The organism is Sphingobium sp. CECT 9361, assembly GCF_918741285.1.
Taxonomy (GTDB): domain Bacteria; phylum Pseudomonadota; class Alphaproteobacteria; order Sphingomonadales; family Sphingomonadaceae; genus Sphingobium.
Window position 1 is genome coordinate 1 of the sequence record NZ_CAKKNC010000035.1, and the last position, 23,173, is coordinate 23,173.

Sequence of the window (23,173 nt, forward strand, 5' to 3'; positions counted from 1 at the left end):
GCTGATCCCGTGGCGGCGACAAACCTCCGCCGTCGGCATGCCGCCCTCCTGCTCCTGCAAGATCGCTATGATCTGCTCTTCGTTGAACCTGCTTCGCTTCATATCGCCCGACTCCTTGGCGTCGGACTCTACCAAAAAATGGTCACAATTCAGGGGAGCACGTCACGCGGCATCTCAAAGTGATCGTTCAGACTGAAAAGAGACTTCGGATCCATGTCACCCCGCCTCCGATGGCTACCGCTTAATGAATCACGAATGCTCCAAACACGCCCCAGTTTTTGCGGTTGCCTAGCAGCGCCTGCATGATCTGAAACCGGATTGCACCGTGCGGCCGATGCGAAAATTACATTATCAAAATCGCCGGAAACCGAGCCTTCGTCACCTCCCGCGCGCCGACTGCTACGCCATCAAGCCAAAATCACCCGGCTTTTTTTCGAAGCGTCCAAATAGCAAATTGGTACTAATGGTTATGGGCTACCTTCTTCCAAGAGTGCTCTCCACCATACGGGGTATATCGTCATGGCATAGAGACAGTAGGCTAGAAGCATGGTCGTTGGAATATGGGTAACCCTACCTTCCACGCTGATTTATGTTATCTACTGAGATACCAAGCATTCGTTCCTGGCTCAGCAGTCAAATCGAGCCTTGTCTTGGAAAGATGGGGATGAGAGGCTGGATCATTATCCAGCCACCGTCCCCAGCGCGACAAAAATAGCGCAACTTCTTCGCCTGGCGGCATGGTTTCTCCGCGGGAGGCCTTTTCAGTATGCGTGAATTCCGCATCGGGATTATAAACGATGCGATAGCCCAAGTTGCGGATGCGCAGACATAGATCGACGTCGTTGAATTCCAGGCTGAAACGTTCGTCGAAGCCGTTCGTTTGCTTGAGAATCGAAAGGCGGGTCGCAAAGACCGCGCCTGTAACAACAGACCACTCTCGTTGCGCGATGGCCCAATCATTATAGGTCGCCGCCTCGATCGGCCAACCGAGCCACGCATGAACGATTGTCCGAAATGACGGGAACATTCCGGCGTGCTGGATGCTGCCGTCGTCATAATAGAGACGGGCTCCGACCCCCCCGACACTTTCGTCAACTGCAAAGCTTAGAAGAGCTAGCAACCAGTCAGGAGTCTTTGGAACGGCATCGTCGTTCAGGAATATGACCTGTTCATCACTCGCCTCACGCCACAGCTGATTCATTTTACTTGAGTAGTTGAACGGTTCACCCAAGGCACGTGGCGTCTCGATCCACTTCAGGTTAAACGGCCACGGATGTTCCGCCCAATCGGGTTTGCCTGCAACATCGTCTCCCACAATCACGGAGATACGATTCATCGGCCATTTTGCTTGGGCGATGCTGGCGAGCAAAGTTTCGATATATGTTTTTGTGGACTGTGGCCGACGCGCTCGCCGCGTGGGAACCACAATCGTCACAGCGGGGTGGCACTTGTCCGTAAAGCGCCGCCGTTGGAGCAACAATCCAGATGTACCCCCTTCGACAAGGGCGATGTCATCGAAGCCTTTGCGCTCGGTAATTACTGCCTGTCGGACCATGATATCAGTTACTGGACGCTTGCCTTTATATCCAATCAGAACCTCCGTGATCCGCGAAATTGCGCCCCCTGCTTCTGCTACGCGCAAAATTAAATCGTAGAGCACCGCCCTGCCGCGGGTATGGTCAAGACCGCCGATATCCGTCAGCATCTTTCGGCGCACAGCGACCGGTGCGCCGACATAGTCTTGTGCTATAAGAAGTGTGCGATTGAAATCGGGTTTAAGGTTGAGCCGGTTGAGCATGGCTTCGCCCGCTGCAACATCATCGGCGTAAAAAAGGGAAACGTCGGGTCGGTTCATTGAGGAGATCAGAACAAAATGTCTCGCTTCTGGAGAGACGTAGGCATTGCGGGGCGCAAACAGGATCCAGTCCGTCGGCGCGCCGTCAGGCAAGGCGTCGCCGTTCCAAGACATATCGTCTTCCAGCGGCACCGGAACCAATCCTTCGGATCCGGGCATATCGCCAAAGCTTTGCGCAGACGAAAAATCTGGGTCGATCTGAGGCGGTGGTGGAAGATGTACGATCCTTCTTTGTCGCCTGGCCGCTACCTTTTGAGTTCCAGAATTTTCGATAGTTTTTTCTAGGCTTACCTTGATGACGTCTGCGACAGCCTCATAGGATAAAAGACGCGCAATGTTGACCTTTGCCGCTCCACCGATGGCATGGTTGCCGGCCATGATCGCCTGAGCCGCTTTCACGAGTACGGTCGCTAAGATATCTTCGTCGACTTTTGCCCAGCCATGGCCCGCAAGATAATGGCCGTAATTTTTGTCGAGCTTCCACATTTTTGCAGGGACTGGATAGCCGCATGTCTCATCAACGAAATCTCTCGTTCCGGCGTAGTCTGTCACGACCACCGGCTTACCAACCGCCATAGCCTCAGCAACGGTCAGCCCGAATCCTTCTGAGCAATGAGGTGACGCATAAATATCTGCTGCCGCCATGAGGCTAGTAACTTCATCAGAATAGAGCGAAACCTCAAGGATGCGGACGCCGGCAGTCGCGTTAACGAGCTTGGTCAGCGCCTCTCCCGCTTCGGGGTTGTCGTAGAGATTCTTAGTCTTTAGAACCAGCGTCCAGCCCTGCGCAGCTAGACCAGATGTTTCAAAAGCACGAATTAGGCCATCGGGATTCTTACGAATAAGATAACTAGCGCCGTCGAAGATGTAGAGGATCACCTTTAGGTTCGGATCAATCCCAAACCGGCGCAACGTGGCCTCACGGTCCGAAGCGATTCTGCCTGGTACGCGCACTGGATGCGGGACAATGTCGACCGAGATATCCACTGCAGCGGAGAAAATCTCTGCGCAATAGGTGCTGGGCGCCCATACCCTGTCAACCGAACGCAATTCCTGCTGCCATGCTGGAGGCAGTGTATCAGTTTCCCATACCCAATACCCGATACGCTGCTTTGCCGACTCGATGATGGTGCGTTGCTCGTCGGTTAAGACATTCCAAGAATCTGGGTTAAGATGCACAATTGCAATATCGGGACGGCCATTAAACTCGATAGTCTCGATAGCTGGACAAACAAGCCGATGGGTGTGGAAGGGCTTCATGACTGGATAGGTATTCACGCTCGCATCAATGTGACGGATCGCGCTGAGTATTTCGCGGCTGGCTGAACCAAGGCCGTTTTCATAGTTCCAGGGGCCAAAAAAAGCGATACGCAACCGATGATCGGTGGTGATGGCCTCGAACTGCCGAGCATCGACCAGCAGATCCCGGCTGGATCCTTCAGGTAGAGAGGAAATTTCGGCTGCGCGGAGCGCCGCTTTCACAAGTTCCACATCGAAACCTGCTTTTTTTAGTACGAGCGGCCACTGTTTATGGATTTCCCTTAGCATACCCAACTGGTCGGTGACTTCTTTAAACTCGTTGCGCAGCATCAGGAGTTTGATGAAGGGGAAGCCCTGGTCAATGAGTTCACGCCAGCTGAAGAATGTAGGGTTTGCGGGGAACGATCCCGCATACAATGCGCGTACCGAAAGACCAGCGGCCTGCATGTTCGTCGCAAAGGGTACCTCATAGGTGCGGATCACCTCATCCTTGTCATCAATCCTTCGAAGATCACGAATAAAATGCTGAAACCCCCACGAACTCAGGGCCTTGGGCTTCAACCCTAGGAAATAGCTTTGCACGTGCCAGCCATATTCGTGACTGGCTGTTAGCGCCACGATGTCTGCAGGACAGTCGCGCACCCGGGCAATCATGGTTCTGAAAATACTGACATCGGCCGTGGGAATGACGCTGTCATTCGCCATCACGAGCAAGCCTGCTCCATAGAGTGCCGGATATAGCTGGAAGGCGTGCGCCCAAGCACCGAAATCATATCCCGCATTGTCGCGTACAATGATGCCTGCAAGGGCAGTCACCTCCTTGTCCAGTAGTTCCAGTGGGCGATCTGCAATAGCGACGAGCAGAACGGACAGACCTGAGCCGCAAAGTTGTTCAACATATGGCAGAACATGCGGTTTAAGCCGGCCCGCTGGAGCGTGCGTCACCAGGATTGCCGCATCCTTACCGGTGGTGAGCGTCATTTCTTTTACGATGACATGCCGCACGTCTTTGGTCCCTGCAACATATGAGCCGGCACGCTTACACCGACGCCCTTCAGCACGCCCATGCAGAATGTAGTGCAAAAGAGGATTCAGGCCAGACGCGCTGACATCGAGATAGGTCGAGATGTAAAATCGTGTGTCGAAATTAGGGCCGGGATCGCGTCCCTCTTTATGTCCGTGATTTAAGTAATGACTCAAAGCAGCTTGTTTACCAGCTAATACGTCTGGATAAGTAGCTTCGTACCAATCTGCGTCGAATAACCCGTCTTCGCGATTAACATCCGTCTCAATTAATGCCTGCAACCTTTCACTTACGCGTTTTCGTTTATTATTTTTTCTAATGCTTATGACGAATAAAAACAAGTTTCTGATATTTTTGACTACATTCATCGCTATATACCTAGTCTGAAACTGATTGCAGATTTTTCCCTAACCATAATACTTCGGGCTAATTTTTTGAGTTTAAATTTCAAAGCTGCTACTATTTCGATTTGCCTACAAAAAGCTGTATAAGGCACGATCTGCGGATCATCGAGAATACGACAGTACCGTGGCAGATTCCGTTGATCTGGTTAGGCGCCTTGGTATTAGCATTGCCGAGATGAAGACGGTTTAGCCTTGGTCATGAAGAGCGATTGCAATCCTCTTTTTACGGCAGGCTTTCTCCGCAAAGCACGCATGAAAGCGAGCAAAAAGAGTTAGCGAGCCTAGCCGAAAGCGCGTTCGTCACAGCTTATAACTTCGCACTGGGCGCCACAGAACTGCCAGTTTTGCAAGTCATTAAAACTGTTTTGCTAAATCAAGGATCATTCGCCCCATTCGACTTGCACCGCCCGCTCCTCGCCCTACAATCTTGAGGATGGCCATGAAGTCGCGTTTGATCGTACTTCTGTCATCGAGATCGCGATAGACTTGCCAGAATGCCTCAACTCCAATCGTTCGGGGCATGTGCCATACGCCATGATAGCCGAAGCTTGTCTCCAAATCACCTGCTCGCTCGGTGGCGAAAAGGTCGGCTAGCGCGCCCGAAGCAAAACGTAGCCCCTTGCCCTCCAGCCAAGTGCGATTGAGTCGAGCGATAGCGATATCCTCAAGGTGGCATGCAAGAAATTGCGGTTCGCGACACGCTTCCATTAACCGCCGACTGCGCAAGGAGAATCCGCCATTGCCAACATCATGGCCATCGGCGAACTGTGGCCAACGCGCACCAATATAGTCATAGTTCAAAAAGTCATGTCGCCACCGCCGCGTATCAAGGACATGACCGTCCCATTGTACGACGAGACAATGCGAGGTTTCTAGATGGTCAACCATTTGTGAAAGCAGGAAATCAGAGTACGCCTGCGTGGAACCGAGGCGAGTAATCGGAATAACAGTGATGTCAGGATGATGGGCCGTGACTGGCGCGTCGGTAAACAGCTTGCACGCAGCAAAGTTGACCTGGGCAACGCTCACCTCCAGCGCCCGCATCGTCGCCGCTACATTCACCGACGTGGCCGCACAGAGCGTAACCTGAGGTAGTGCAAGACGGGAAAGACTGCATCTTACCATGACATTAGATTGACACCACGAAACGTTCACTTGCCCGACTAAGCTCAGGATGGTGAAAGGGGTCTATAATGCTGTTCGTTCCCCATAGCCTCTGCAGCGCAGCCAGTTCGCCGGCAAAGCGCGCTGCACCTATTGGATCCTGATCCAGGCCGCGCGACACCGATTCATGGTGGATCAAGGTCGCTCGTGGCTCGTAAAACGACTGCCAACCACGCTGGTTCAGCCGTAGACATAAATCTACATCGTTGAATGCTACTGGAAAGTTACGCTCGTTAAGGCCTCCGACTGCAAAGAAACGTTCCCGCTGCACGACTAAGCAGGCGGCTGTCACCGCCGCGGTGAATTGCGGCAAAGCGTGGCGAAAGAAGTAGCCGTCTTCATCGGGATAGACAAAGCGATGGGCATGACCTGCTGCATTGCCCACTCCGATCACAACCCCAGCGTGCTGCACACGCCCATCTGGATACAGTAATTGCGCCCCTACCGCCCCCACATCCTCGCGCTGAGCCTGGACGGCCATAGTTGCCAGCCAATTGGGATCTATGATCTCGATATCATTATTAAGTAGGCACAGCAGATCACCTCGTGCCTCGCTTGCCGCACGATTGTTGATCGCCGAATAGTTGAAGACGCCTGGGTGACATAATACCCGGTACTTTGCTGGGTCAAGCGCTTCAAGATAGGCTAAGGTCTGAGGATCGTCGCTCGCATTATCGACTATGATTATTTCCATATTCGGATAATGGGTGGCAGCGACGCCTTCCAAGCATGTCCTTAGCAGATTCGCGCGGTTTCGCGTGGGTATGATCACTGTAACCGAAGGCAGATCATGAGACTGGGCAGTGGTCGTTGGAACGCGCGGCATGGGGCGCGCGCAGCGATGATGCACCATTTGGGAGAGATGGATTGGCGAGACCTGCCCTGCAATACGCGATACTAACTGCTGCGCCCAGTCGCTTACGCCGGCAAGTGCCTCCAGGTCCTGAGACGACGCACGCAGAATACATGCGCCGGTGATATAGTCAAAATGGCAAAATAGCTCGCTATTCCAGTCTGGCTTGAAATGTGGCGTGTGGCGACGTCCTCTCCAGTCTAGCAAATCATCATCAGCATATATGATCTTTGGCACCCTGTCTGTCAGATCCGTTTTGCCAACAATATTGCGATAGGCGCGTATTCCGCCGGGATCGACTATATCTCCCGAGGCGATCGGCATGAGCCATGGATTTTGGTCCCAGTCTATACGCGCAGCAGCTTCAAAAAGGGTCGGCAAGGCAGCTGTCCCAATCAGCAATGCCGTCACTCCTTGCGCAGATAGGCTATTTATAGTGTCGGCCAGCCGGCTCTCGCCCATACTTATGTCGATCAGCGCCACGATCGGCGGTGTGGCATCAGCTTCGCTCCAATCGACTTTTCTCGGCTCGTCCTGCTGCAACATCCATAGCCTATAGGCTCTTGGTGATTGACTAAGCAATGGTGCGAGTTGCCCACGAGCTCGCAACCGTTTGCAGCGAAGTTTCCATTGAATTGCCGTCAGGTAAGCAAGTGGGGTAGCGCGTAAAGCGTCACCGTGGACTAACAGCAACAACCACCATACGGTCGCTTTTTTTCTAAATCTTTCTTTACTGTTCGACTGCATAGGCTTTGTGCGATAACGACATTGAGGGACGGAACAAGAAAAAGCAGAAGGTGGTATCCACTCTTATTGTCGTTCTCGCAACCGGTTGCGGGCTAACTGTCATGCTCCGATATGCTTTACCCGCTCGGTGCAGAAACCTCTGAGAAGACATCATATCAAAACACCTCGGCAGAGTGTTAGATCGGTTTTTGCAACACCGCCAAAGCTTGCCAAAACGAGGGGTGGCATGTGTCGTCCGAGCCGTCGGTAAAGATCGGTTCCGAAAAACCTGCATCGCGGGCGAAACGGCGGATCCAGTCACGGTGGAGGAAAGCATCGAGATGAACAGCAGCCTGACCCTGCTTTAGCAGCTTGATACTCGCGTCCCAAACTCCGCTATGCGCTGCATCCTCTAGTTCCAAGAACGAGAACACCATCTTACCACCCGGCTTTAATGCGCGGAATGCGTCGGCGGTATAAAGATAGGACTCACCTGGGAATAGGTGCGTGAACACCGACCAATGAAATACCATGTCTAAAGAGGCGTCAGCCGCTACGATGGCGGGCGTGAAATTGAGCACAGTTGTATACCCTGGACATTGACTTGCCAACTCGTCCAAGAATTCAGGCACTACGTCCGCACCGGTGTAGCTACCTTGCCAGCCTGAACGACACAACGCCTGAGCGGTTCGCCCACACCCGCAACCCAGATCATATACTGCCATCTGATCAACAAGACCGTAGTGACGCAACACCGCGACTTGTCCGTCGCCCTGTGAAACGAACGTTTCCATCGTTTCTGCACCGATGGCTTGGGCCAACGCCAGCGAACGATCAGCCGGCATCTTCCGTAGCTTTTTGCGAACGAGCTTTTGATAGTCGCGGACCGAGTGCGTTTTAGCAGGTACACCGGATAGGAACTGAAGAAATCGTAACATTTGGTGCAAGTCTCCGGAGGTCATAATGACGGACTTTCAACACGCTTGCGGCATTTTGGCAACCTCTGACGATTTGTAGCAGAAACGTTAAGAAGCTGCGATCAAGTGGACGCCTCCAAAACCGAAAAATTCAGGTGTTTGGTATATTAGGTTGCTCCGCCAGTGAGTCGGCGAGCGCCTTGCTACTGCCCCGAAAAGCAGGCAAAATTGCTTTTGCGCCACGCCTCCCTGGTAGTGCGTCTGCCGTTGAAGCGGCGGCCAGCAGCGCGTCTGCTAGTTCTTGTAGAGCATAATCTGACCTGGCGGAATCATTGGGTATTCCAAAGGGTCGAAAGTCTGATTAATCGTGTTTCCTGGATGCGGAGGCCAGTCAGGCGTGACAAAAGCTATATCTGGAGATTCGCGGCCGCGGGTGATCGCGGCAGTTGACGGTGGGCTGTCGCGACGTGCCGCGGCGGAGAGATTTGGCGTAAGCGCCTCCAATGCGGTGCGTTGGGTCCGTAAACGGCGCGAGGGCGGGACGGCGTCCGCAAGGCGTCAGGGCGGCGACACACGCCCTGAACGGATTGAAGCATTTCGCGATGTCCTTTTTGCGGCCATCGACAACCAGGTGGATATTACTCTTGTCGAACTGGCCGAGTTGCTGTGGGCAGAGAATGATGCGGCGTTCGCGCCGAGCACGATCTGGCGTTTTCTCGACCGTCACTCGATGATCTTGAAAAGAAATGGCGCGCGCGAGCGAGCAGGAGCGACCCGACGTCGCCGCGCGGCGATGCGCCTGGTTTAAGGCCCAGCCTGATCTCGATCCCGAGCGGCTCGTTTTTATCGACGAGGCCGGTGCATCGACAAGGAAGGCCCGCCTGCGGGTGCGGGCAAAGCGGGGCATGCGGTGTCGCTCACCAATCCCGCACGGCCATTGGAAGACGACCACCTTCACAGACGCGTTACGCCGGACAGAAATGACCATACCGATGGTGTTGGACGGGCCGATGACTGGCGATGGTTCACCGCCTATGCCGAGCAGGTCCTCGCCCCGACGCTTCGACCGGGCGACGTGGTCATTCTCGGCAACCTGCCTGCACACAAAAGCATCGCTGCCCGCGAAGCCGTCGAAGCGACGGGTGCGAGGATGCTTTTCCTCCCGCCCTACAGCCCCGACTTCAACCCGATCCAGCACGCCTTCTCTAAGCTCAAGGCAATCCTCCGCAAGGCGGCGGCAAGGACCGTCCCAGACTTGTGGGATGTCATCCGTTACGCGCTTCTGCGCTTCACCCCAGACGAATGTGCCAACTACTTCACCGCAACAGGATATGAACCGGAATGATCAGATTTTGCTCTAGGGGAAGCGCGTCATCGCCACAGGCGATCACAAGTTTGCCGAACTGGCTCTGCTTGTGGGGAAGCTCTATCGCGACCTAAGGCTTGTGGGGATTTGGGATTCCCATATTGCTGGAGATATGATTCTTACTGTGGGTGGATCGCTTCGTATTGACCGACGCCCAATGGGCGAAGATGGAACCACGCTGTCTGGGCAAGCCGACGGACCCTGGACGGAGCGGTAGGAACCGGCTGTTCATGGAGGCAGTGCAGTGGATTGTGCGAACGGGCAGTCCATGGCGTGATCTCCTGCCATGTTCGGCAACTGGAGTACAGCATTCCGGCGTTTCCGCGACTGGCGTGAAGCCGATGTTTCTAAAAGGCTTTTTGATGCCATGTCGGAGGAGCCGGACATGGAATATACTATGATCGATGCCGCTATCGTCGAGGTCCATCGGCACGGCCAAGGTGCAAAAAAAGGGGGGGGGCTCAGGGCCAGGCCATTGGCCGCTCCAAAGGCGGCATGACGACGAGGATACTGGCGCTGACCGATGCCTTGGGCAACCTTGTCCGCTTCCGCTTGATGCCCGGCAACCGCTTCGACAGTATCGGTGTCGCCCCTCTGATCTAGGGTATCCAGTTCGGAGCCTTGCTCGCCGACAAAGCCTTCGACAGCAACGACATCGTCGCATATCTTAACGAGCGCGGCGCAAAAGTCGTCATTTCGCAACACCCGCGCCGCTCCAAACCCATCCCGCTGGACGCTGAGATGTACAAATGGCGGCACCTGATCGAGAACTTCTTCTGCAAACTCAAAAGAGTTTAAACGCATCGCCATGCGCGCCTGCAAAGCCGATCAGAGCTTCGAGGCCATGATCTATCTTGCCGCGGCCGTCATCAATTCACGATGAATCGCCACAAGCCTTAGATGATCGCAGCACGATCAGGCAAGATTTCGCCAAGATCCTGAGAGACCTGTTGCATGGATTGGGCGCCTCCCGACGCATGATTGCTCACTATATCAACATCGTCTAGGAGTAGATGCATGAAGACAAGCGTGCGTCCCTATTCTCGAATTCGTCTGAAAATTCCGCAAAGCAATAAGGCAGCCGGTGGGCACCGCATCCCGAATGTTTGGGCGTTTGACGAGGATGTCTCCCCCTATAGCTGCAAACAAGACGGTACTGCATCTGCTGAGCAAACTCTATGGCATCAGTGCTGTGCCGTTTCCAACGTCAAACTTTCCGGTAGGCAAGCAACAGGACGCCTACTCCGACCCTGTCTATTGTTCCAGCCTGCCGGAACTCTTCATGGATAGAGTATGGCTCGCGCAGGAAGATAACAACCCCGCTGCGGGCTCCCTGTTCTTCCACCCTGGCTGGCACCGTCGGCCGATTATGGCGAACGCGTTAATAGGGTGGCGAGATTACGGCAGTGTACCGAGTTCAGCGCAAGGCCTCTATGGCCCCGCCTGGAGCGCGCTGTGTGAAGCCCATTGCGTTAAGGAAGAAACCTTGCTTGCGCACAAATGGCAGTCGGTGATCTTGTGCGCGAACCTGCTGCATCGTGGGAGCCGTCAGATTGACCCGCCTCCCCCGCAAGGTCGTCACAAGCAACGCATTATTTATTTCGATGATTGCATCTACTGTACACCAGTCTTTTCAGACGAGGCAGTGGGTCGACTGGACCTACGCCACCTCGGCAAGGCCGAATATCTATTTGGGCGAGGATGTGCAAGAGCCGTGTGCGCCTATTCACCATGCCTCGTTCCGGCGGGGGCTGATAGGCGAATTTGGAGGTAACTCTAAATTAATTCGACAGCTCGTTTAGAGTTACTTGGTGATGGATGTTGATGTCAGTAAAAAGTTACTTTGCATTTTCATGAAAGTTAAATGATGCACGATACTGCATTTCGGATCGGATGTCTGGTCTTAGACACTTATTCTGATTTTTCGAAATCAAAAATTCTCGAGGTTGGCGCGTATGATGTCAACGGATCGCTCCGTAATTACGCGGGCCATGAAGCGAATTATGTGGGACTAGATTTCAATCCAGGCCCCGGCGTAGACATCGTGGTCTCTCCTGGTGAGCCACTTCCAGTAGAAGACGATCATTTCGATCTCGTAATTGCATCATCAGTGCTCGAGCATGACTCGGCATTTTGGAATACATTTCTCGAAATGTGCCGGAAAGCGAAGAGCGGCGGCTACATATACATTAATGTACCGTCAAATGGCGTAGTTCACCGATATCCTCAGGATTGCTGGCGCTTTTATCCGGATGCTGGGCGAGCGCTGGCCGCTTGGGGGAAATCTCAAGGGCAGAATATTAAACTAATTGAGAGCTTTATAGCCAACCGGGAGAATGACATTTGGAATGATTTTGTTGCTGTTTTCCACAAAGCTGGAGGGCATGGGAACGCCCCGACCCAACTTCTGTATCAGCAAATTCCATGCCTCAATGTATTTTTAGGAGATTCGGGCGAGCCAATCAATCCGATCGCGGAAACTGAAGATATGCTGCTGGTAGCGCGTGCGCGTATCGACGCTGAAGAGCTAAGACGCGCGCTTGTCGAAATGCAGAAACACTCAGAACTGCTTTTACAAGAAATTAACGACGAAAATCAGCGCACTGTAGCCAACCAGAGCCAATATGAGATTATATTGGCTCAGCATCAGAACGAATTTGCACAACTCAGCGAACAAGTTGAAAACCTGAGGAGTAAACTAACGGAAACGGATGCATCGATCTTCCGGCTTTCGACCGATCGGCAGGCGGCAGAGGCAGAGGCGGCACGTATGATGCAGGCCCTTACTGTAGCTGAAAAGGCGAAAGAGCATGCGATCGCGGCGCTCAAGCGAGCTGAGGAAAATCTGCAGATGCGCGAAGCGCACCATCGTGATCTTGTAATGGAGCTCAAGGATGCTAAGGAGCAACTGGTAGAATCCGATGTTCTCGCTCGAAAATTCGAGTGGCTACGTAAGGTTAATGCACTTGTGATGGCACCCCCACGCTGGTGGGAATCAATATTTGCTGGCTCCCGACGTAAGCGGGAATTGCGTCAGCTTACCGAGTATGGTTTGTTCGACGCGGGGCAGTACTATGAATTATATCCGGATGTCCGTGCTGAAGGGGTGGATCCCTTGCGCCATTATATCATCCACGGTATCTCTGAAGGGCGTGAAATCTAATGGTTTGAGAATAAATTTTGACTATGCCCAAAATCCCTATGCTAAGCCGTAAGAGCGCCTATTATCGGGGGCTAGGCAACTTGTTGGCCTGCGCATGCGCTTAGCGGAGATGTGGTAGCGATTAGAAGCTTTGTTGCTATCGTGGCAGGCGGCACTCTGAAGAAAACTCCCTCGATGGAGCCTCCCAAGGCAGCTTATTTGGGTTTTTCTAGGTACAAAATCATGTTTGGCTCAATACTATTGACCGCACTTCAGCGAGTGACGGATTTTACTAGGAAAGTTCGATGATAAAAAAAGCTGTTATACTTGCTGGTGGACTAGGTACTCGTATTTCCGAGGAAACTAGCCTGAAGCCAAAGCCGATGATCGAAATTGGGGGGCGGCCTATTATATGGCATATTATGAAGATATATTCTAACCATGGCATAAATGACTTCATTATTTGCGCTGGATATCTTGGCTATCTAATAAAAGAGTATTTTTCTAACTACGCGCTTCATATGTCTGACGTCACTTTCGACATGTCAACTGGTCAAACTATTGTTCATCGCGCGTATGGTGAACCTTGGAAGATCACGGTGATTGATACCGGGGCTGAGACAATGACCGGAGGTCGCCTGCGCAGGGTACGTGAGCATATCGGCGACGCTCCGTTTTGCATGACCTATGGAGATGGATTGGCCAACATCGATATTGGTGCGCTCATGGCATTTCATCTCGCTCATGGCGCTGAGGCGACGGTGACACGAGTTCTGCCTCCAGGCCGTTTTGGCGCGCTAGAACTCGAAGGCGACCTCGTAACCGGATTTCAAGAAAAACCAATGGGGGACGGTGGCTGGATAAACGGTGGATTCTTTGTCCTGTCCCCGAAGGTTTTGGATCGAATAGATGGCGATTCAACCATTTGGGAACGGGAGCCTTTGGAAGGGCTTGCACGTGATCGACAACTGCGCGCCTATGCTCATAAGGATTTTTGGCAGCCGATGGACACGCTGCGCGATAAGCGCCACCTTGAAGAGCTTTGGGACAGAGGGCAGGCTCCGTGGAAGCTCTGGTAAATCCATCTCCCGATTTCTGGAGCGGCAAAAAGGTTCTGTTAACGGGACATACCGGTTTTAAAGGGGCTTGGCTTTATCTTTGGCTGCGCAGCTTGGGTGCGCACGTGCATGGATTGTCTTTAAAGCCGGAAACCACACCAAATCTTTCGGTCCTGTCCGGGATCGCGGACGATGGGGCGGCTACGACTATCGGTGATATTCGTGATCAGGCTTTACTGAGCCGGATCATGGAAAGGGAACAGCCTGATGTTGTGCTGCACCTTGCCGCGCAGGCATTAGTGCGCCGATCCTATGCGGATCCCATCGAGAGCTTCTCAACCAATGTAATCGGCACTTTACAGGTGCTTGATGCAGCTTCACGCTGCGTCTCGGTTCGCGCTGTACTAGTTGTTACAACCGACAAATGTTATGAAAATAAAGAATGGCTCTGGCCTTATCGGGAAAATGAATCTCTTGGTGGCCACGACCCATATAGTGCGAGCAAAGCCTGCACAGAGATAGCGACAGCAGCCTGGCGCTCTTCCCTTCCCGACATGCCAGCATACAATAGGATTGGAAAGACGATAGCTATAGCTACGGCCCGAGCTGGCAACGTATTTGGTGGAGGGGATTGGGCCTTAGACCGGCTTGTACCAGATTTCTTCCGCACCCTAGCCGCGGGACAGGAACTTATCATTCGCAATCCTGCTGCGCGAAGGCCCTGGCAGCATGTACTTGAGCCACTAGCCGGTTATTTGGTGCTTGCTGAACGTCTGTGGAAAGGCGAAGCGCAGGAACCTTGGAATTTTGGCCCTGCGATGGATGACGTGCAACCCGTTTCGTTCATTGTCGATCGGTTGCTCGGTGTCGAAAAGGGTGCGCGCAAGTGGCGTCTTGCCGATGGCCATCAACCGCATGAAGCGTCGTCTCTCGCCCTTGATGCATCCAAGGCTCGCGCTAATTTAGGGTGGCGACCCCGCTTGCCTTTGGGTGAAGCGCTGGACTGGACTTATGATTGGTATACACGCTACGCGAAGGGTGAAAACGCCACCGAACTAACTTTGCAGCAGATCGAAGAATACACGGCTTTGGCAGACGTATCGCAAACATGACCCTCACCCATCGACCTAAAATTCTAGTAACAGGCGCTAGCGGTTATATCGGTCGCCCAACAACGCGGGCGCTTGTTGCTTCTAATTGTGACGTTCATATTATCGGGCGTAAAGATCCGGCCATTGCTGGAACGACGTTTCATCGCGTGGACCTGTTGCAACCGAAGGATTTGAGCGCTACGATAGAAGCGACGGACGCCGAAATACTCCTTCATCTAGCTTGGTCGGTCACTCCCGGTAAATTCTGGACAGATCTGGCGAATTGCGATTGGGTGGCGGCCAGCCTCAAATTATTTCGCGCCTTTGCCGAAGCGGGCGGGAGGCGTATCGTCGGCGTTGGTTCCTGCGCGGAATATGACTGGTCAATGTCGCCGCTAAAGGAGGGCACCTCGTCTGTCTCCCCCGGGACATTATATGGGAAAGCCAAAGCGAGCGTGTGGAGCCTGCTGGAGGCGATAGGCCAGCAAGAGGGACTATCGGTTGCATGGGGGCGGCTGTTCTTCCTTTACGGCCCCGGTGAACCACAAGGCAAGCTTCTGGCTGATGCTGTCAACACGCTACTCGAAGGCAGGACGCTTGCGACCACTCCCGGCTTACAAAAGCGGGATTTTATTTATGTTGAGGATGCTGCACTAGCGCTCGCTATGTTAGCGCATTCATCGACAACTGGTGCAGTGAATATTGCTAGTGGTCAGAGCATCTCAGTTCGCGAATTACTAGAGCACGTTGAGGCGGCCACCACAACAACTGGCCTTATCACCTTCGGTGCGCGCCCTTTTTCTGGGGGGGAGCCGATGGAGCTTTCTGCGGATATAAGAAGGTTACGAGATGAGGTCGGATTTACGCCTCGATATTCTCTGACTGATGGTGTCGCGCGAACAGTTGCTTGGTGGCGCCAGCAAGCCTTGATCGCGAAGCGTCCGCAATGATCTGTTTTTTTGTTGCGGCCTTCTTCGATCATCGGCGGATGTTTAGATCTTTGTTCCACAAGAAGCAGATTTTCGCCATCGTCAAACCGTCTTTTGCGTGATTTGTTAGCGCACAAAGGAGACGCGGATATGACTGCAGATAATGGTCCGATTGGCAATGTTAGGGAAACTGCCGTGGCAGGCGCCCTAACGGTTTCAAGCCGCCCTTTTCACGATGATCGCGGGCGTTTCGCTCGGCTGTTTGACAGGGATGCGCTGGCGGCAATCCACGCAGGTCGACCGATAGTACAGGTGAACCACTCCCTCACACGACAGGTCGGTGCTTTAAGGGGAATACACTTTCAGAAGACACCATACTCGGAAGCCAAATGGGTGCGCTGCATAAAAGGGCGCGTGTTCGATATTGCTGTCGATCTACGGCGTGCATCCCCTACGTTTCTGAAGCACGCGACAGTCGAACTCAGTGCGGAATCGGCCAATATGTTCTTTTTACCCGAAGGCTGCGCACATGGCTTTCAGGTTATCGAGCCAGATAGCGAGTTGCTCTATTTGCACACCGCACCCTATTCTCCCGGTGCCGAGGGTGGAGTTCGCTGGGACGACCCCTTGCTTGCCATAAATTGGCCCCTTGACCCGACCGATATATCAAAACGAGACTTGAGCCATCCGCTCCTGACTCAGGAATTCGAAGGATTGAATATATGAACTGCAGGCATTGCAATGCACAGCTCAGCCATGTGTTGATCGATCTCGGTCATCAGCCGGCATCTAACGCCTATTTAACGTCGGCCATGCTTGAAAGCAGTGAGGTCTATGCCCCGCTCAAGACCTTTGTATGTGAAGAGTGCTGGCTGGTGCAATTGCCGTCTTACCATAGGTCAGATGAGCTGTTCACGCCGGACTATCCCTATTTTTCTTCGGTCTCGCAGGGGTGGGTCGATCATGCCAAGCGCTATGCAGAAGCTATGATTGCCCGTTTTCATCTGACGGAAGAGGATTGGGTCGTTGAAGTCGCTTCCAACGACGGTTACCTCCTTCAGTTTATTAAAGATGCTGGCATTCCTTGCACGGGCATCGAGCCGACCGCTTCCACCGCTGCGGCTGCGCGCGTCAAGGGCATAGAGAGCGTTGAACGCTTCTTCGGCGTTGAACTGGCCCGCGAGTTAGTTGCTGCGCGCGGACATGCGTCGCTCACCGCAGCAAACAATGTGCTCGCACATGTTCCGGATATCAACGATTTTGCCGAAGGATTTTCCATTCTCTTAGCACCAGAAGGTATCGCCACGTTTGAGTTTCCGCACTTGGTTAACCTGATTAATCAGTGTCAGTTCGACACTATCTATCACGAGCATTACTCTTATCTTTCGCTCACTGCAGTAACGAAAATTTTCGCTGCCAAGGGAATGCGGATTTTTGATGTCGAGAAGATTCCTACGCATGGCGGATCGTTGCGTGTGTATCTGTGCCTCAATGCAGCAACGACGCACCCGGAAACCCCGGCGGTTCCGCTTATATTAGCAGAAGAGGGCGATGAAGGGGTCAATACGTCGCAATATTACGAAACGCTTGCAGTGCGTGCGGAAAAAATAAAACTGGACCTTTTAGAGTTCCTTATCACACAAAAAAAGTCAGGAAAGTCAGTGGCGGCCTATGGCGCGGCAGCCAAGGGCAATACCTTACTTAATTTTGCTGGTGTTCACTCTGATTTGATTGATTTCGTTTGCGATGCCGCGCCTTCAAAGCAAGGGCAATATCTCCCAGGAAGCCATATCCCGATCCTCAGCCCTAAAGCTCTCTATGAGCGCAAGCCAGATTTTGTGTTAATTCTACCTTGGAACATTCGGGAAGAAATCGTATCCCAACACCGTGTTGGAGATTGGGGCGCACGCTTCGTTGTAGCTGTTCCTCGGCTAGAAATTTTTTGACAGCTCAGTGCCTTAGATGCTTGGAAGCGACCGGTCTGGATTGTCATAAAATCTACGTTGGATCGCTTCAGCGGCTTACTTTCATTCGCTTTTGAGGCAGAGTAGCTCCGAAATCGAGACCGCTACGAGCGGACGGCGGCAGTTGGACGCCATGGAGCGCGTGCATATTACATGATGTCAAACCAGAGTATTCATTTTTAATGCACCACTGTTCTAAAATAGGCGCTAGGATAGCAATTCCCGCTTCGCATTCAGTCGACGGTAAGCCAGTTTAATGTTCGGTCACGTATCTTCCTGAATTGCAAATCGCTTTTTTATCACAGGAACCGGATTATGATCCGAACTTGTTAAAACTTGATCAGAAATGAAATAATTTATTTCAAACTAGAGGCTTGAGATGCGGATATTCAAGAAACGGAATTCAGGTTCAAGCGATGTAAAATATAAGATCATTAAGAGAAGTGGTCTATTTGACGAACGCTGGTACCGATCGACATACCCTGACATAGGAAATTTCGATCCAATCGAACATTACTTGCGTCACGGCTCGATCGAAGGGCGGTTTCCATCAGGAACGTTTGATAGCGTTCTCTATTTGGCCGATAACAGTGATGTTTACGATCTTAATTTCAATCCGCTTCTACACTGGATTCTCCATGGGGCAAAGGAAGGGCGCCGTTTTCCGGTTCGCACGACTTTCAAAGCGCAAACGTCTATAGCACAATCCTCCATACCTGTGTTCGCATTAGAGCAGGCATCTAAAGACGCAGAAGCAAAGGCGTTAGAAGATCAGCACAGGCAAAAAATCCTTAACAGCGGTTTGTTCGACGAACGCTGGTACCGTGCAACGCATACCGATATCGGCGATTACGATCCCGCACTTCACTACATCCGTCACGGTGCCCAAGAAGGTCGTGCCGCATCGCCGCATTTCGATTCAGAATGCTATTTAAAAGAGAATCCCGATATCCAGAAAGCAAAGGTAAACCCCCTTCTTCACTGGATTGAATATGGGCACAAAGAAAATAGAAAATATCCTAAGATAGCGAATAAAAGCTACGTAAGTAGCGATATACATAAGTATTGCAACCCTGATATATTTGAAGACCCGAAAATCTTGTCCGATAAATCGTTCAGAATATCCATTATAACTCCAACCTATAACACGTCGGCAAAATACCTTAAGGAACTTTTTAACTCTATTCGAAATCAAACATATGGCAACTGGGAATGGGTGATTTGCGATGATTGCTCGAGTGATCCAACCACAATTGCCGAACTTAAACGTCTTGCTGGTGAAGACGACCGCGTGCGCGTCAAATTCATGGGAACGGTCCATGGCATTTCGAGGGCGACCAATGCTGCAATAGATGTGGCCACCGGCAATTATGTCGCGCTGGTCGACCACGATGATCTTCTAGCTCGTGATATATTTGAGTTAATCTGGGAAGCGTGGAAGCACAATGGCCGGGATTGCGAATTATTTTATACAGATGAATGTAAAATAAGCTTAGATAGAGACCTGTATGATTTCTTTTACAAGCCGGCGTGGTCGCCAAGCTTGCTAGAAAATACTATGTATATCGGCCATCTGAGCGTGTATCGGCGAGATTTAGTACAGGCAGAAGGTGGGATGAGATCGCAATATGACGGCACCCAAGATTACGACCTTGCCCTACGTTTATCGCGCAAGATCCGCAAGGTAGTTCATATCCCGCAAATCGGCTATTTCTGGCGGGCCATCCCCGGCTCCACGGCTATGTCGCTGAATGAGAAAAATTATGCGGTGCAGAAGCAAAAAGAGGCAGTTTCGGCCTTTGTAGAGAGTTTTGCGCCGAGATCAAAGGTAGGGGTTGGCCCTTCTGCCGGCTATTGGCGGATAGATTATAATTTAAGAGCACCAGAGCCGCTGCTTAGTATTGTTATCCCTACAGGAGCTGGTTGCCGCATGGTACGTGGGAAATCCTGCGATCTGCTGACAAATTGCATCCGAAGCCTCCTCATTACAAATTTCTACCCAAATATGGAGTTTGTGGTCGTTCACAATGGCGACCTCACCTCTGCACAGCGGTCTTTCTTGAGTCAGACACCCAATGTTAAATTGGTGCATTATTTGGATCGCCATCTAAATTTGTCTCGCAAGATGAACATGGGCGTTGAGGCGGCTTCAGGTGAGTATGTCTGCCTGCTCAATGACGATATTGAGGCCATTACCAAGCATGCTGGTGAAGCTCTCGTGGGGTTTTTGCAAGTGCATCCAGGCGTCGGCGCAATCGGGCCTATGTGCCTCTACGAAGACGGAACGATCCAACACAATGGCATATTGATGCTTGAGCAGGGACCGTCGCATAGCGGCATACTCAAGGAGCCCACCTATGGGGGGCCTTTTAACTATCTGCGCATGCGGCGAGAGTCAGTCGGAATTACTGGCGCGATATTGATAACTACAAAGAGTCAATACATGAAGGTTGGTGGGTTTAATGAAGAATTACCATTAAACTACAACGATGTTGAATTTTGTTCAAAAATAAATTCATCTGGTCTCACCTGCGTAGTTGATCCAGAAATCAAAGTTTATCACTTTGAAAGTGCCACGAAAATAGGAACATTTAAGTGTGAAAAAGAAATGCTATTTAAGATACTTCCTTCAGTCAAAGATCCTTATTTTAATATAAACTACGATCAGCGCAGTCCTTACTACGAAACAAAAAAGGTGTTGGCGGCCTCAAGTGAGGGGGGCACTTTCGAACGTGCATTGGATAACCACATCCGCATACGCGGAAGGAATTTACAAAACCAAGATACGACTTTCACTATTGCAGTCTCCATCTACAATCAGCCAAAATCACTACTAACAGAAATGCTGACATCATTACTTGCACAAACTTACAAAAATATCGAAATAATTATACATGATGACGCAAGCACATTGCGGGAAACAAGAGACTGGGTGGATTCAATAAGGGAGCACCCGAGAGTTAAATTGATAGTATCTGAAAAAAACCGAGGAATTTCCGGGGGGCAGAGGGTCCTTCTTGAAAATACTACGGGTGTTTACTTTCTTCCTGTCGATGGCGATGATTTTATTACAATAGATTGTGTAGAAATCCTCGCAGATGAAGCATTCCGCCATCCAGAAACTAATGCATTTTATTCAGACGAATTCAAATCAGACCTGGCATCAAATAAATTCTCACCGTTCTATAAAAGTGATTTTGATCATATAAAGATATTGAATTGTTGTTATGTGACTCACCAAATGATGTTCAGAACCGATTTCTTGCGAGAGATTGATGCTTATACCAATGATGAGGCGACGTGGTGCCATGATTGGGATACAACTCTTCGGACACTGCAGCATGGCAGCACACTCAAACATGTGCCGGAGCAGCTCTATGCATGGCGCATCAACCCCGGCTCGACAGCCTCAGCGGAAACAGCTGAAAAGCCGGCAGCTGTCGCCAGTCAGCGCTTCGTCTTGAACCGATATCTGGCTTCGCGCGCTCTCGATAAGGCGTTGCTAATCGAAGAAAACAAGCTAGGGCCGAATACCGGCATGTGGACTGTGCGCGCCAGAGAAGCTGTACCTGGCATCGCCATGGTTCCGGCTATAAACTTGTGGCAGCAGCCCCCTGTAAAGCGCATCGAGATACTGCGCGCAGCTTGCGCAGCAGGAGACTATGTTTTAATTTTGCTTGAAAATACGGACCAGCGCACGGCGGAGTTAGAGTTGTCGGTTCCCATTCATTTGGACCCCGCCATAAAAGTTGTGGGAAGTACCTTGCTGGATAAAAATGGAAAAATCGCTTGGGCAGGCGGCCTTTTGGATAGCGGCAATGTCATTGAGCCTTCCAGCGGGATGGATCCGCGTCAGGGAGGTTATCATGGACAACTTTATTGTCAAAGACTCGTCGATGTCGTTGCAGGTGCTAATGCCTTGATCGCCCAGGAAATTATGCTCCAAGCCTTGGATGAGTTGGGCGAAACCATCAATGCTGATAGCTTGATGGTCACGCTGGCTCTTCTCGCTCGTACGAACAATTGGCTGACTGCTACGACCCCCAGACTGGAGGCAGTATTGCCCCTACAGATGAGGTCAATCATACCTGTGGACCGTGCTTTACTCCTACGAACTGCGAAGGTGGACAATCGTAGCGCCTGGGCAGGGACAGTTCCTCTTGAAGTTAACTGACCTCGCCTTGGTGATCGGCCCCCCTGTAAGTGGTCCATAGACTATGCTAGTATGGACCATGAGAAGACATTGAATGCCGAGCAAGAAGCACAAGTCGGAAGAGATTGTCTGTAAGCTGGACACCCGCAAAACCGGCCATTTGGTGCGGTTACTATGATGAACAGCCCAGACCGCTTTTTTCTGATGCGCGAACACATGCTCGATCACTGCCCAAGCGGAATAGAATCTCTTGCACTGTCAATCAGCGTCCAAACGGCCCCCCCAACGGCGTGCAAAAGGGACTCCCTTTCAGGATTGCGCACGTTGATGTGAGGCACTTCTCCGTAAGCGCGGCCTGAGGGCCGCGGTTCAGGCGGCTTCGGCGATTACCTGATTATCTGACTGGACACCCGTATTTACCCCTTCGTTTTTAGTGATGGATCGACCTTGCGGCTGCATTGATAGCCGACCAGCGTTGTTGCGGCCGTTTTCCGGCGTTTGCATGTCGTTTCAAGCCCTGCTCCGGTCCCAATTTTCGTGGCCCGGGCGGACTGGTCTGAGCCCCGCATTTTCCTCCAGATTTGAGTAGAGTCCGGCCCTGTGGAAGGAGTCGGATAGGATGAAGCGGAGCAGGTTCAGCGAAGAGCAGATCATCGCGATATTGAAGGAGCAGGAGGCTGGTGTGCCGACAGCGGATGTCTGCCGGCGGCACGGAGTGAGCAGCGCGACCTTCTACAAGTGGAAGGCCAAGTTCGGTGGCTTGGAGGTGTCTGAAGCCAAGCGCCTGCGGCAGCTTGAAAACGAGAACGCGAAGCTGAAGAAGCTACTGGCGGAGGCGATGCTGGACAACGCGATGCTCAAGGAGATCACCTCAAAAAAATGGTAGCGCCCGCTGCCAGGCGAGAAGCGGTGGCTCACCTTGAACAGGTATTCGAGGTGAGCCAGCGGCGGGCGTGCGATGTGCTGGGCGTGGACCGGACGATGGTGCGGTATCGCAGCCGGCGAGGCGATGATGGGGCGATCCGGGAACGGATGCGTGGACTTGCGGCGGAGCGTCGCCGGTTTGGCTATCGCCGCCTGCATTGGCTGCTGGGACGCGAGGGCGTAGTGATCAACCACAAGAAGTTTCGCCGATTGTATCGTACGCATCCGTTGTGGACCGCAGGCATCAAGCATTTTTTTGAGGTAAGATCTCCCAGGAGTATCGCTACCCTTACTCCTGGGAGATTGGGTTTTCGCTGCTGGTAAATCAGGCCGCCTGAGCGGT

At 52.1% G+C, this 23,173-nt stretch carries 12 protein-coding genes and 3 pseudogenes; 10 read left to right on the forward strand and 5 right to left on the reverse strand.

Annotated features, from left to right (window positions below):
• The 5 genes from LQ220_RS22980 to LQ220_RS23000 all read right to left on the reverse strand — a co-directional run.
• Positions 1 to 102: transposase (locus tag LQ220_RS22980; RefSeq protein WP_230190401.1), on the reverse strand; the 102-nt coding region annotated here is incomplete at its 3' end.
• Between the two features lie 490 nt (positions 103 to 592).
• Positions 593 to 4,507 (reverse strand): glycosyltransferase, encoded by a 3,915-nt coding sequence (locus LQ220_RS22985; protein ID WP_230190390.1) that lies wholly within the window; start codon positions 4,505 to 4,507, stop codon positions 593 to 595.
• Between the two features lie 390 nt (positions 4,508 to 4,897).
• Positions 4,898 to 5,605 (reverse strand): DUF5672 family protein, encoded by a 708-nt coding sequence (locus LQ220_RS22990; RefSeq protein ID WP_354958508.1) that lies wholly within the window; start codon positions 5,603 to 5,605, stop codon positions 4,898 to 4,900.
• A gap of 67 nt (positions 5,606 to 5,672) precedes the next feature.
• On the reverse strand, positions 5,673 to 7,307 hold the full coding sequence (locus tag LQ220_RS22995) for a glycosyltransferase family 2 protein (protein WP_230190392.1): 1,635 nt from the start codon (positions 7,305 to 7,307) through the stop codon (positions 5,673 to 5,675).
• A 176-nt stretch (positions 7,308 to 7,483) separates the two neighbouring features.
• Positions 7,484 to 8,224 (reverse strand): class I SAM-dependent methyltransferase, encoded by a 741-nt coding sequence (locus LQ220_RS23000; RefSeq protein ID WP_230190393.1) that lies wholly within the window; start codon positions 8,222 to 8,224, stop codon positions 7,484 to 7,486.
• A gap of 376 nt (positions 8,225 to 8,600) precedes the next feature.
• Here LQ220_RS23000 and LQ220_RS23005 point away from each other — a divergent pair.
• The 10 genes and pseudogenes from LQ220_RS23005 to LQ220_RS23050 form a co-directional block, all read left to right on the forward strand.
• Positions 8,601 to 9,548, forward strand: a pseudogene (locus LQ220_RS23005) (IS630 family transposase).
• 143 nt (positions 9,549 to 9,691) lie between these two features.
• Positions 9,692 to 10,452 (forward strand): annotated as a pseudogene (locus LQ220_RS23010) (IS5 family transposase).
• 981 nt (positions 10,453 to 11,433) lie between these two features.
• Positions 11,434 to 12,732 (forward strand): methyltransferase domain-containing protein, encoded by a 1,299-nt coding sequence (locus tag LQ220_RS23015; RefSeq protein ID WP_230190394.1) that lies wholly within the window; start codon positions 11,434 to 11,436, stop codon positions 12,730 to 12,732.
• 284 nt (positions 12,733 to 13,016) lie between these two features.
• A complete protein-coding gene (gene rfbF, locus LQ220_RS23020) occupies positions 13,017 to 13,790 on the forward strand; it encodes a glucose-1-phosphate cytidylyltransferase (protein WP_230190395.1) in 774 nt (257 codons plus the stop codon).
• On the forward strand, positions 13,775 to 14,881 hold the full coding sequence (gene rfbG / locus LQ220_RS23025; RefSeq protein WP_230190396.1) for a CDP-glucose 4,6-dehydratase: 1,107 nt from the start codon (positions 13,775 to 13,777) through the stop codon (positions 14,879 to 14,881). Before rfbF ends, rfbG begins: the two co-directional genes overlap by 16 nt.
• Positions 14,878 to 15,810 carry an NAD(P)-dependent oxidoreductase gene (locus LQ220_RS23030; RefSeq protein WP_230190397.1) on the forward strand — a complete coding sequence of 311 codons (933 nt, stop codon included), beginning with the start codon at positions 14,878 to 14,880 and terminating at the stop codon, positions 15,808 to 15,810. Before rfbG ends, LQ220_RS23030 begins: the two co-directional genes overlap by 4 nt.
• Positions 15,811 to 15,939: 129 nt before the next feature.
• A complete protein-coding gene (locus LQ220_RS23035; RefSeq protein ID WP_230190398.1) occupies positions 15,940 to 16,515 on the forward strand; it encodes a dTDP-4-dehydrorhamnose 3,5-epimerase family protein in 576 nt (191 codons plus the stop codon).
• Entirely contained in the window at positions 16,512 to 17,735 is a 1,224-nt protein-coding gene (locus LQ220_RS23040) for a class I SAM-dependent methyltransferase (protein ID WP_230190399.1), read from the forward strand. Before LQ220_RS23035 ends, LQ220_RS23040 begins: the two co-directional genes overlap by 4 nt.
• Before the next feature lie 397 nt (positions 17,736 to 18,132).
• A complete protein-coding gene (locus LQ220_RS23045) occupies positions 18,133 to 21,927 on the forward strand; it encodes a glycosyltransferase (protein WP_230190400.1) in 3,795 nt (1,264 codons plus the stop codon).
• Positions 21,928 to 22,525: 598 nt separating this feature from the next.
• Positions 22,526 to 23,049: pseudogene (locus tag LQ220_RS23050) on the forward strand (transposase); the annotation flags it as partial.
• Positions 23,050 to 23,173: the final 124 nt, after the last annotated feature.